The organism is Xenorhabdus sp. KK7.4, assembly GCF_963876465.1.
In the GTDB taxonomy this organism is placed as follows: domain Bacteria; phylum Pseudomonadota; class Gammaproteobacteria; order Enterobacterales; family Enterobacteriaceae; genus Xenorhabdus; species Xenorhabdus stockiae.
The window spans coordinates 172937-187476 of record NZ_CAWNQF010000078.1; the positions used below are offsets into that span (position 1 = coordinate 172937).

The following is a 14540-nucleotide window of genomic DNA, read 5'->3' on the forward strand; positions in this document are numbered from 1 at the left end:
CACGGAGCCAAAAACCACATCATCACGACCGCTGGTGTGTACCAGTACTTGTGCCCAGGCAACATGGAACAGGACGCCGGGAGTGACGCCCAGACGACGTGCCTGAGAACGGATAGTGTTTGCCAGATCGTTATCCAGTAAAATACGGGCTTTGGCGACGGGATTGCTGCTATCCCGCAATTGCCGATGATCAGGTAATGCGCTGATCTTCGGCATTTTAAGCACATTAAAGGGTGCCGTAGGTTCGTCAATATCTGCCAGTTGCTCGCGGAAATAATCTTCGTGTACTGAAACCGGTACATTCAGCGTTTGGGCGATAAAATTGCGATAGGGCACTGAAACAGGCAGTGCATCTGTATTTCCCTGCCGTATCCGGACAATTTCGGCGAAGATCAGATCGAGTGTCATATGGTCACTGACCAGATGATGGAAACGCAGTGCCAGTAACCACTCATTTTGTGCCGTATCGTGTGCAATATCAGCCGTGAACAGGGGTGCACGAGTCAGGTCAATGCGGTGCCAGCTCGGATCGGTGTGAGTGCGTAATTGGGCCGATATATCGTCTTCTGTTTCTGGCGTAAATTCTTTGATACATAACGGTGCCTGACGCCATACTACCTGAACGGGCTGTGCCAGATCCTGCCAGTAAACCGAGGTGCGTAGAATATCGTGACGGTCGATTACCTGCTGCATGGCGCTCAGGAAACTATCAAGGTGAGTTCGGGTATCAAAGGCAATAAGGGTATGTAATAAATAGTCGTCACCCTGTGTCTGTAACAGATGATGGAACAGAATGCCTTCCTGTAACGGTGCCAGCGGATAGATATCCTGCACATTACCCGCTCCGTCAGAAACACTGGCAGTAATAGCGTCAATCTCTGACTGGGACAGTGAAACCAGCGGCAACATATCCGGTGTAATAGCCTGACAGCCATTTGGAATAAGGTTAGGTGGGACGACAAAAAACTCTGCATCACGCTGAGCGGCTTGTGCCATATCGGTAAGCACAGGCGTAGCGAACACATTGCGGACATCAAGCCGCCAGCCGTGGTTATGCAGTTCTGCAATCAGACTGACAATCAGCAGTGAATGCCCGCCCAGCGCAAAGAAGTTGTCATAACGGCTGACCTGTTCCAGACCTAGTAGTTGTTGCCAGATTTGAGCCAGCGTTATTTCTATTTCGCCAACGGGGGCTTTATAGCCCTGTATTGCCAGAGCGGACAGATCAGGCGCAGGCAGTGCCTGACGATCCAGTTTGCCATTGGGCGTCAGCGGGAATGTATCAAGGATAATAAAAGCGCTGGGAAGCATATAGTCAGCGAGGTGCTGAGCCAGTTGCTGACGTAGTTCAGCCGGAACCAGTTCAGTACCTTCTTCCGGTTTCAGGTAGGCAACCAGCCGTTTCTGATCTGGTTCATCTTCCCGGATCAGAACTACGGCTTCGCGTACACCGTGACACTGTACCAGTCTGGCTTCAATTTCCCCCAGTTCGATACGAAAACCGCGTAATTTGACCTGAAAATCATTGCGACCGAGATATTCGATATTGCCGTCAGAACGCCAGCGACCCAGATCCCCCGTTTTGTACATACGAGCATTTGGCTCAGAAGAAAATAGATCGAGCAGGAAACGTTCGGCTGTTAGTTCAGGTTGGTTCAGATAACCACGGGCAACGCCAGCACCAGCGATATAAATCTCTCCGGTGACCCCCACAGGAACAGGCTGAGCATTGGCGTCAAGAATATAAACCTGTGTATTGGTAATGGGACGACCAATCGGCGGCGGTGTGTTTTCCTGACTATCACACGGATAAAGCGTTGCACAAACGGTAATTTCCGTCGGCCCGTAGGCATTGAGCATCTGCCGTCCCGCTGACCAGCGTTTGACTAAACCCGCTGGACAGGCCTCCCCGCCGACCAGTAATGTCTGAAGGGTATCGGGCAGAGAATCCATTGCCGTCAGCGCAGTAGGTGACAGGAGTACATGGCTGATAGCGTGGGTTTCCAGATAATCTGACAGGATCGCACCGGGTAGAAGATCGGCACGTTTTGCCAGATAGAGGCTGGCTCCCGTCAGTAGCGCCATAGCGCATTCCCAGACAGAGGCATCAAAACTGCCGGAAGCAAATTGCAGAACCCGACTCGCAGGCGTGAGGGCAAGGACATTTTGTTGGGTGGTTACCAGATTACACAGGCTATGATGCTCAACCATCACGCCTTTTGGCTGACCCGTTGAACCGGAGGTATAAATAACGTAAGCCAGATGATGGGGTGTCAGCCCCAATACCTGAGCATCCGGGTTATCCGTTCGTTGTGTTGTCGGAAACTGTTCAGGGTGATTGAGTAAAATAGTCGGTAATGTACTGGTCAGCTGGTCTGCCAACTCAGTGGTGGTTAGCAAAACAACCGGAGCGGCATCTTCCAGCATAAAGTTAAGCCGTTCCGCCGGATAAGCCGGATCGAGGGGCACATATGCGCCACCGGCTTTCAGTGTGGCAATCAGACCGATGACCATCTCCGGGCTGCGTTCAGCACAAAGGGCAACCCGATCATCCGGACGTACTCCCAGCGCCAGTAAATGATGAGCCAGCTGATTGGCTCGCTGGTTCAGTTCGTGATAACTCAGCGTCTGGTTTTCATAAACCACGGCAATAGCATCAGGGCACTGCGATACCTGAGTTTCAAACAGCTGGTGGATAAGTGCATCTGGTGTGAAGCCGGGCTGTGGTGAATCACTCCGGATAGCATTGAAATCTACCAGTAATTGATGCCGCTCCGATGCGGGTAGCATAGGCAGAGTGGCAATACATTGCGTATCATCAGTGACCATTGCTGTGAGCACATTGACTAAATAGCCAGTCATGCGCTCAATGGTTGCGGAATCGAACAAATCTGCGGTATAAGTCAGTTCACCTGCCAGACCATTTTCGTTTTCGGTCAGAGACAGGGTTAAATCAAAATGCGCGCTGGGGTGTGTCTGTTCTATTAGCGTACAGCGGATATCGGGCAGGTTTAATGCCTGAGCAGGGGTGTTGTTTAAAGCCAGCATCACCTGAAATATCGGGCTGTAACTGAGATCACGTTCCGGCTGTAACGCTTCCACCACCTGTTCAAAAGGCAGATCCTGATTGGCATAGTCATCCAGCATCTGTTCACGGATTTGAACCAGCAGGTCAGCAACACTGTCGGAATCGCTTATTCTGGTACGCAGGGCTAATGTATTGACAAAAAAGCCGATTAATCCTTCCAGTGTATGGTGAGGTCGGTTGGCAACCGGTGTACCGATGACAATATCATCCTGCCCACTCAGCCGGGCGAGGACAATACTCCATGCCGCCAGCAGGGTCATAAACAGGGTATTGTTATGGCGCTGCCCCAGTTTCTTCAGTGAAGCCAGTAGTTCGGCATCAAAATAAACAGGAACCCGACCGCCGACGAACGACTGCACCGTCGGGCGGGGTCTGTCAGTCGGCAGAGTTAATAAAGCCGGAGCATCTTTAAGCCGGGAAGACCAGAAATCACGTTGTGCAGTCAGAGCCGATTCCTGCAACCAGCCACGTTGCCAGACGGCATAATCGGCATACTGAATAGATAATGGCAGTAACGGGTTGGCCTGATTTTCAAGAGCCGCATGATAGAGAACGCTCAGCTCACGCATTAGCACACCGACAGACCAGCCATCGGAAATCATATGGTGTTGGGTGAGCAGAAAGATATGTTCTTCATCAGCCAGTTCCAGCAAGTGACCACGAATCAATGGCCCCTGTGTGAAATCAAATGGTGTCCGGGTTTCAAGAGCGGTCAATTCAGTAATACGGTTAGTTCGTTCTTCAGCGGCTAACGGGCGCAGGTCATGGTAAGACAGTGCGAAACCGGTATCAGCCTGATCAATGTATTGGCAGGGATAACCTGCTACAGAGATAAAGCGGGTGCGCAGGCTTTCTTGTCGAGCCACCAGATTATTCAGTGCCTGATTCAGTGCGTGGTGATGGAGTTGCCCGCTGAGATGTAATGCAACGGGAATATGATAGGCCAGACTGGCGGCCTGATCGATTTGTGTCAGGAACCATAACCGTTGTTGTGCAAAAGAGAGTGGCAGTGGCTGGTTTCTGTCAGCAACAGGGATCTCGATTTGGCTGGTAGTTGTAGTTTCAGTGAGCAGTTGTGCCAACTCAGCCAGAACTGGCTGGTCAAAGAGTTGTTTTAATGACAGGTTTTTTGCCAGTTCCTGACGAACGTATGCGACAAACTGAACCGCCAGCAGGGAATGTCCCCCCAGTTCAAAGAAATGGTCATAACGCCCGACCTGCTGCACGCCGAGTAATTTTTGCCAAATCTGAGCCAGTGCAGTTTCCGTTTCACTGATCGGTGCTTCATAACCACGTGTCACTATTGCTGTCAGATCAGGTACCGGAAGCGCCTGACGATCCAGTTTACCATTGGATGTCAGCGGGAAAGTTTCCAGCATGACAAAAGCGCTGGGCAGCATATAGTCAGCAAGGTGTTGTGAGAGTTGATGACGTAGTTCAGCGGGTATTAACGATAGGCCATTGTGTGGCTGCAAATAAGCGACCAACTGTTTTTGCTTTGATTCGTCTTCACGGGCAATTACGACAGCTTCACGCACACCGTCACACTGCATCAACTGTGCTTCAATTTCCCCCAGTTCAATGCGGAAGCCACGGATTTTGACCTGAAAATCGTTGCGTCCGAGGTATTCGATATTACCATCAGACAGCCAGCGCCCCAGATCCCCTGTTTTATACATGCGCGCATCAGGCGCTGAGGAGAAAGGACACTCAAGAAAACGTTCAGTAGTCAGCTCAGGCAGATTTAAATAACCACGGGCAACACCGGCTCCGGCAATATAAATTTCGCCGGCAACACCAACAGGAACAGGCATCCCTTTGGGATCAAGAATATAGATTTGCGTATCGGTTAATGGGCGGCCGATAGGAATAGAGCGAGTGATATCAATGGGGGATGTTATTACATAGGTGGCTGCAAACGTGGTGGTTTCCGTCGGGCCATAGCCGTTAATCAGATAGGCAGGCTGAGATTCAGACGAGAATACCTGCCGGATCTTACCGGGGTCGAGAACATCACCACCGACCAGCAGGTAACGTAGCTGCCCGAACATCGGCATAAGAATATCAAAGTAGGCATTGAACAGACCGACAGTCAGCCAAAGCGCGGTCACTTTTCCTTCGATGAGTGAATGACTGAAACGCACCGGATCCAGCAATACAGTCTGGGGAATGATATGTAAACATCCGCCATTCAGCAGGGCTGACCATATTTCCCATGTTGAGGCGTCAAACGCAATATTGGCACAATGAGCAACACAGTCATCAGGGCCGATATCCACAAAACTGTTATTGATAATAAGGTGGAGCACACTACGATGCTCAACCATGACTCCTTTGGGTTGTCCGGTTGAGCCGGAGGTGTAAATCACATAGGCCAGATTTTTTGATGTCAGGTGAACCGTGGGGTTATCGAGCTGTTGTGTTGGCAGGACGGTTTCCTGTTCATCCAATAATACAGTCAGAATGTGGTTTTCCGACAATTTATCCGCATGAGCGGTATGAGTCAGTATGGCGACGGGAGCAGCATCCCTAAGCATATACTGCAATCTTTCCGTCGGATAAGCCGGATCAAGGGGTAAATATGCGCCTCCGGCCTTAAGAATGGCGAGCAAGCCAATAATCAGCAGAGGGCTGCGCTCAACGCAAATCGCGACACGATCATCGGGGCGTACACCTTGCGCAATCAGATGATGCGCCAGATAGTTAGCACGTTGATTTAGTTCGCCATAGCTAAAGGAATTACCTTCAAACACTATAGCGATGGTGTCGGGGCGATGTGCGGCTTGCTCTTCAAATAATTGGTGGATTAAACCCGGCTGGGCACCTTCTGTTGGCGATAAGGTTGTTTGAGCTAAGTTAAAATCCACCAGTATTTGTTGTCGCTCTGTGGCGGGCAGGATGGACAACTCCTGAATCAGTTGCTGCGGATTGCGAGCCAGTGACTCAGTCAAGCCACGAAGGGCAGTTTCCAGATAAGTGGTAATGCGTGCCGGATCAATGCCTGCTCCCGCCAGAGCTGTCAGACGGAACCCTGCTCCCGTATCATCCACGGATAGGGTGATTGGGTAATTTGTCCGCTCCTCCGCCGTGAGAATACGCATACCCAGCTGGGGCATCTCAAAAATATCAGCTTCATTGAGCCGGGTATGGCGATAATTAAGTAGAGTACTAAACAGTGGCATTGGTTGCGCCATGCCGCTGCATTGCTGTGCCAGTGCCAGCGGTGCCTGTTCGTGCTCGAGTAAGGTAGTCAGATTGCGATAGGTAGCCTGTACGGTATCCAGCACACTCTGGTCTGTCAGGGAAACCCGTACCGGCAGGGTATTGATAAACATACCCAGTGTTCGGGCTGTTCCTTTGCCACTCTGCAATCGGCCTAATAGCACTGAGCCGAATACAACATCATTACAATCGCTGGTTTGTGCCAGTACCTGTGCCCAGGCGACATGAAACAGTACTCCCGGGCTGACGCCCAGACGACGGGCCTGATGGCGGATATTCTCCGCCAGAACCGGATCGAAAGTGAGGCGCGCTTCAGCAACAGGTTCATCATCCGATAGGGAGAGCACACCAAAAGGTGCGGTGGGCGTGTCAATATCAGCAAGTTGTTCACGGAAATAGGTCTCGTGTACCGATGTTGGTACGTTTAACGTCTGAGCGATAAAGTTACGATAAGGCTGAGCAGCAGGTAATGTTTCAGGTTGTTCTTGTTGTTTCTGGATAAGCTGTATCAGGGCAATTTCGTCGAAAATCAGCTCCAGTGTCATATGATCAGCGGTCATATGATGAAAGTGCAGTGCCAGCAGCCAGTTATCCTGAACCGGATCATAAGCGATATCTACCAAAAATAGTGGTGCATGGTTTAGCTTAAGACGGTGTTCACGCGGATTATTGAGCGCTCTGAGCTGAGCGGGAATATCATCTGTTGTGGACGGAATGAACTCATTGATCGTCAGCCGTGCCTGACGCCAGACCACCTGAACCGGTTTGACCAGCCCCTGCCAGCAGGCGGCTGTACGCAGAATATCGTGGCGGTCGATAACATACTGAAAACCGGACAGGAAATCATCAAGGTATGCGCGGGTATTGAAAGCGAGCATACAATGGAGCAAATAAATATCACCCTGTTCCTGTAATAGGTGGTGAAACAGAACGCCTTCCTGTAACGGTGCCAGTGGATAGATATCCTGTATATTGCTGGCTCCGCCGGGAGTAACTTCGACAATCGCATCAATTTCGGCCTGTGAAAGTGAAACCAGCGGCAGCATATCCGGTGTAATAGAGGTGCAACCATCCGGGATAAGGTTAGGCGGAACAACAAAAGTATCGGCATCTCCCTCAATCGCCTGAGCCATTATCATCAGGACAGGCGCTGAGAACACACTGCGAACATCCAGTTTCCAGCCAAATTTGTACAGTCGTTCAATCAGGCTGACAATCATCAGCGAATGACCGCCGAGTTCAAAGAAGTGGTCATGGCGGCTGACCTGCTCTAATCCCAGCAGCTCCTGCCAGATGCGTGCCAGTGCGGTTTCTTTCTCCCCTATGGGAGCCTGATAACTGCGGGTTATCACTGTCGAAACATCAGGTTCAGGCAGTGCCTGACGATCAAGTTTTCCGTTAGGGGTTAACGGGAAGGTTTCCAACACAACAAAAGCACTGGGCAACATATATTCAGCAAGGTGTTGAGCGAGTTGCTGGCGCAGTTCTGCAGGGGAGAGTTCAACACCCTCCTGTGGACGTAAATAGGCGATCAGCCGTTTCTGTTCACCTGTTTTTTCCTCAATAGCCTGTTGATTAAAAGTATCTTCACGGGCGATAACCACGGCTTCACTCACACCGTGACACTGCATCAGCTGTGCTTCAATTTCCCCCAGTTCAATGCGGAAGCCGCGAATTTTGACCTGAAAATCATTACGTCCGAGGTATTCGATATTACCATCAGGCAGCCAGCGACCGAGATCTCCGGTTTTGTACATGCGGGCATCGGGTTCTGAGGAGAAAGGATCGGCGGGGAAACGTTCCATCGTCAGTTCAGGACGATTCAGATATCCCCGCGCTACACCCGCTCCGGCAATGTGAATTTCACCGACAGTACCCATGGGGACAAGCTGAGCTGATGAATCAAGGATGTAAATCCGGGTATTGGCGATCGGGCGTCCGATATGGCTGTGAAAACCCGTTGTCCGATCCATGCGTGTCCACGTTGAATAAACGGTCGTTTCTGAAGGGCCATACAGATCGTATATATGCCGGATATTAGTGTGTGCAAATAACTGTTTAACTATATGTGGTTTCAGCGCCTCACCGCCTAGATTGATGGTTGCGATATTTGCAGGTATCGCATTGGCTTCAATCAGCTGCGGGATAGCCGAGGGCACGGTATTGATCAGGCTGAGGTTCTGTTTTGTAGTGATAGACCTTGTATTGATCAGCGATAACACATCAGGGACAAGATGCACCGTACCGCCAGAAATCAGAGGCGTAAAACATTCGTATACAGATAGATCAAAATTCAGTGACGTGGAAAAAAGGGTGTGTGCCAGCTCTTGTTGGCTGAATGTTTTCCGCGCCCAGTTCAGGAGATTGACGGCATTACGGTGCTCGATTGCCACACCTTTCGGCAGACCGGTTGAACCAGAAGTGTAGATGACATAGGCCAGATGGCGTGAAGTCAGCTCCAGTGACTGTGCGTCAAGGTTGTGATCGGGCAGTTCTGCCAGAGAGGAGGAGCTGATATCGAATATATTGTCGAGCAGAACAATTGGTATAGAGCTGTGTAGCGTGCCAGCCAGTGTTGTCTGAGTCAGAATGGCTGTCGGGGCTGAGTCTTCCAGCATATAAGCCAGCCGTTCGGCAGGGTAAGCCGGATCGAGAGGGACATAAGCTCCGCCCGCTTTCAGGATAGCCAGTAAGCCCACAATCATTTCGGGGCTGCGCTCGACGCAAATGGCAATTCGATCATCCGGTTTTATTCCCCGCTTAACCAGATAATGAGCCAGTTGGTTGGCATGACGATTAAGTGCGTCATAGCTCAGGGTTTGTTGTTCGAAAACGACAGCGATAGCAGCCGGAGTCTGTGTCACCTGTTGTTCAAACAGCTCATGGATTAGGGCGGATTGTGGACTGTTTATTTCTGAAAAAGTGTCTTGAGTGGCGTTGAAATCCACCAGCAATTGCTGTCGTTCTGCCGCGGACAGCATAGGCAGGTGCGTAATGGCCTGTGTTTCATCCTCTGCCATTGCTGTCAGTACATTGATGAGATAACCCACCATGCGTTCAACGGTAGTGGCATCAAACAGATCAGCGGCATATTCCAGTCCACCAGTCAGACCTGTATCACTTTCGGCCAGTAACAGCATTAAATCGAAGTGGGCACTATGACCCGCCTGCTCAAACCGGGTGATTTGCAATTCATGCGATGTCTGATCCTGAACCGGCGTATTATCCAGCGCCAGCATGACCTGAAAGATGGGGCTATAGCTGAGACTACGTTCAGGCTGTAAGGCTTCAACGACTTGTTCAAAAGGCAGATCCTGATGATCGTAAGCAGCCAGTGCCTGCTCCCGCACCTGAGCTAACAGGTCAGCGACAGAGAAATGATTATTGAGTTTGATCCGCAGAGCCAGTGTATTAACAAAAAATCCCATCAATCCTTCAAGCTCAGAGAGTGATCGATTGGCGATGGGGGTGCCGATTACGATATCATCCTGACCACTCAGCCGGGACAGCACGATACTCCAGCCAGCCAGAAGCGTCATAAAAAGAGTGGTATCGTGGCGTTTTCCGAGTGCCTGAAGTGATGCCAGCACCGTGTTATCAAGATGGAAAGGAACCTGACTGCCAATGTAGGACTGGATTGCCGGACGTGGCCGATCTGTCGGGAGTGACAGTAGTGCCGGTGCATTCTCAAGTTGTATACGCCAGAAATTTTGTTGGGCCGTGAAGATGTTTTCCTGTAACCATTCACGTTGCCAGACAGCATAGTCGGCGTATTGAATGGATAAGGGTGACAAAGAAATATCATGATTGTTAAGCAATGCATGATAGATAATATCCAATTCACGCATGAATACACCGATAGACCAGCCATCAGTGATTATATGATGCAGAGTGATCAGTAACAGGTGCTCTTCATCGGTCAGTTGCAGCAGATGACCACGAACAAGTGGCCCGTGGATAAAATCAAAGGTCGTCTGAGCTTCAAGTGCTGTAATCTCTTCAATTCGTTCAGTGTGTAGCGCCGGATCTAAGTTGCGTAACTCATGGCAGGACAAGGTAAAGCCGGTATCAGCAGGATCAATATGCTGGTAAGGCTGGCCTTCAACCAGTATAAACCGAGTGCGCAGGCTTTCATGGCGGGCAACCAGATGATTGAGTGTACTGGTCAGGACATGATGGTTAAGCCGACCTGTCAGGCACAGTGCTACCGGAATATGGTAGGCCCGGCTGGCAGCCGAATCGAGCTGGTTCAGGAACCATAAGCGCTGCTGGGCAAAGGACAGCGGTAGTGGCTGGCTGCGATCAGCCGAAGGAATAACGGCCTGAGTGGATACCGCTGCTTCAGTAATAATCTGAGCCAACTCCATCAGGACAGGTCGGCTAAAAATCTGTTGCAGAGGAAGTTCTCGCCCCATGATCCGGCGTATACGGGCCGCCAGTTGGACAGCCAGCAGGGAGTCACCACCCAATTCAAAGAAATGGTCATGGCGACCAACCTGTTCTAATCCTAATAAATTCTGCCAGATTTGCGCTAAAGCCGTTTCTACTCTTCCTTGTGGTGGTTCATATTCATGCGTGACTACCGCCGATTGTTCAGGTAACGGCAAGGCACGGCGATCCAGTTTGCCATTCGGGGTGAGAGGAAAAGCGGTAAGTACCACAAATGCACTGGGTAGCATATATTCCGTCAGATGTTCTGCCAGCTGGCGGCGCAGAACCGCCGGAACCAGTTCAACACCATTCTGCGGCAGTAAGTAGGCGATTAGACGCTTATTTTCTGGTTCGTCTTCACGAAGGAGAACCACGGCCTCACGTACACCGTGGCATTGCTTAAGTCTGGCTTCAATTTCCCCCAGCTCAATGCGGAAGCCCCGTATTTTGTACTGAAAATCATTGCGGCCAAGATATTCAATATTACCATCGGGCAACCAGCGCCCTACATCCCCGGTTTTATACATGCGATCATCCGGATTACCGGAGAACGGATTGGGCAGGAAACGTTCGGTAGTCAGCTCAGGGCGGTTCAGATAACCCCGGGCAACGCCAGCACCTGAAATATAGAGTTCGCCTGCAACGCCTATTGGAACAGGCTGACCATAAGCATCAAGGATATAGATGCGTAAATCCTCCAGAGGCTGCCCAATCAGGCTGCCATGCCTTGCGTGGATATCCGCTTCCGTCAGTTCACGATAGGTCGCATGTACGGTAATTTCCGTGATGCCATACATATTTATCAGACGGGTCTGTTCAGTAGGATTGCGGTCAACCCACGGGGCGAGGGTGTGCAACTCTAATGCTTCGCCGCCGAATATAATGCAGCGCAGTGTGTGCTGCTCATGCGGCATCATATCCTGAGCCGCAATTAACTGACGGAAGGCACTTGGAGTCTGGTTCAGAATAGTGACTTGCTTCCGGCAAAGCAGCTCATAGAACATCTGGGGTGAGCGGGCACATTCAAGTGGAACAACGATGAGTTTGCCCCCGTAAGCCAGCGCTCCCCACAATTCCCACACTGAAAAATCGAAAGCAAAAGAGTGGAACAGCGTCCAGACATCGTTGTTATTAAACCGGAATCGCGCTTGTGTCGCCGCCAGCAGGCGAGTGATATTGGTGTGTTCAACCATCACGCCTTTGGGAAGACCGGTTGAACCGGAGGTATAAATAATATAGGCCAGATGGTGTGGCATTAGCCCTAATGCCTGTGCATCCGGATTGTCAGCCGGTTGTTCTGCCAGAAATGAAGGATCGGTGTCGAGTATATTATCCAGCAGAATTGTTGGTACGGAGCTGGTCAGTTTGTCAGCCAGTGTTGTCCGGGTCAGTATGAGCACTGGCTCTGAATCTTCCAGCATATAGGCCAGTCTTTCGCTAGGGTAAGCTGGATCGAGTGGCACATAGGCTCCGCCCGCTTTCAGAATAGCCAGTAAACCTACAACCATCTCCAGACTGCGCTCAATACAAATCGCGACTCGTTTATCTGGCCTTACACCCCGTGCAATCAGATAATGAGCCAGACGATTGGCCCGGCGATTGAGTTCGTCATAACTCAATTTTTGCCCGTTAAACTCGACGGCAATGGTATCGGGGAACAGCTCTGCCTGAGTTTCAAAAAGCTGATGAATTAAGACATGTTGCGTAAAGTTCTGCTGAGTGGCATTAAAATCCACCAATATTTTTTGCTGTTCAGCCGGCGACAGCACCGGCAAGTATCGGGTCAGGGTTTCCGGAGCAGAGATCGCGGCTTCTACCAGGGTAACTAAACGGGATTGAAGTGCTGTAACCTCAGTCTGACTCAGGTAATCGGGAGAGTAATTAAACTCCAGTGTTACCGGTTTTCGGATATCTTCGCTGTTCGTTGTAAAGGCATAATGATGGATTGCAACAATCAGAGGAAACGGGTTGCCGCGCTGCATTTTGACACATGTGAGAGAAGCCTCCGGCAGGCTGGCATTCATTTCGATCTTCTCATATGACAGTATGATATCGAACAACTGATTCTGGCCTGTTTTCTGACGGGTTTGTAAGTGTCGGTTTAACTCTGCAATCGGTAAGCGTTGGCGCTTATAACAACGTCGCAACTCGGTTGCTACTTTTCTCATAACATCAAGAAAAGAATCATGTGGATCCACGGTAATACCAACGGGGATCACTGAGGTAAACATCCCGACCATACGTTTTTGTTTGATGTTTTTACGGTTATGTACGGGGATGCCAAAAACAATTTCCTCTGTGCTGTCAGTACGTGAAAAATGCGTTGTCCTGAAAAAATAACAGGCCAGAATGGCATACATAAAATGCAGCACGGATAACCCGTTTGCCGCAACCAGCTCTTCGATACGCTGAAAAAGCGTTCGGTCAAATTGATAAATTAAAGGCTCAGGGGGCTGGTGTTTTGTGGCTTTATCTGGATTTGATGGTTTGAGTAATGCAGGGGGAAAATTTTCATAGCGTTCCAGCCAGAATTGCAGATCCTGTATATAGCGTTTTGAATTCAGATAGGCGATGTCTTCATCCACAAAGTCGATATAAGAGGGGGCGCTTTCAGTGATTGTTTCACCTCTGGCCAATTGGCTGTAAGTGTTGGCTATTTCTTCAGTAATCAGCCCCAAAGTGGTTCCATCCCCGATAAGATGGTGACAGAAGAACTGCCAGTTCCAGCGTTTATTACCCAGCCGGAACAGCTCAAAACGGAATAACTCATTATTTAAATCGTACGGGCGTAAAAAGGTTGTGCGGAAATGCTGTTCAGCCAGCTCTTCTGGGTTGGCATGCCCGGAAAAATCATCCACTGTTACGGAAACAGGTAAAGTATTATCAATTTTTTGCAGGGGTAATTCTTGCGTATCAATCAATCGTAAACGGAGTGCATCATGACGCTCAATAACATTTTTAAAAGCCTGAATTAACAGCGCTTCATCTAATTCTCCCTCAATGAGAATCACTGAACCGATATTGTAACAGGTATTATCAGGGCGAAGGATTTGATCAAGCCAGACAACCTGTTGTGGAGAACTGAGTGAGAATGTGCAAGAGGAAGATTCAGAAGTATTCTCATATGAAGGCTGGGCTTCGTTATTGATACGATTGCACGACATAGGCATTACTTAACTCCTGCTTGTTAGGCTTATTGATTAGCCTAATGATTGAATATGATTTATTTAACCCAAAATAATGAATAAAAATTAATGTGTTATAGTTAAACTTCTTTCAATACTCTCTGAGCGAGGGCAATTAAACTGGGGCTGTAGAATGGGGATGGGATGGAGGATTTGAGCCAAACCAGATAATCTGCTGTAGAGAGTTGATCGAAAATTTGCAGTCAGAAGATAGGAATACGTAATTTACCTCATATGCAGGCTGATTTTCGTTATTGAGACGAGAGCACGACATAAACATTACTTAACTCCTGCTTGTTAGACTAATAATGAGTCAAATGTTAAATACTTTTTATTCGATACAGTTTCTCGGGAAGGAAATTGAACAGATAACCTTTATAAGGTAGATACTTTATTTTTTTAATCCCCTTTCTAAAAGGGGTAAGGCTTATCTATTTTTTGATAGGCAGTATTAAAATTACTGATGAACTATTCGTAAATACAGGCGTTATTAAATTTGATGATGGGCCATTTATATTGATTATCCCATTATGAAATTATAAAAATTGTTATTTTGATGGTTATAAATATTGATTTTCTGTTTTATTGTTAATGCTATCGTGGATGATGCTAGA

Annotated in this window: 1 protein-coding gene (cut by a window edge); it reads right to left on the reverse strand. The window is 49.2% G+C overall.

Annotation, left to right across the window (positions count from 1 at the left end):
- A protein-coding gene (locus AACS90_RS13435; RefSeq protein ID WP_099120571.1) for a non-ribosomal peptide synthetase crosses the window boundary here: on the reverse strand, nucleotides 1-13911 show its 5' portion. Its footprint begins 8979 nt before the window's first position; only the first 13911 of its 22890 coding nucleotides appear in the window; its start codon is at nucleotides 13909-13911; the stop codon falls past the left edge of the window.
- Nucleotides 13912-14540 lie beyond the last annotated feature (629 nt).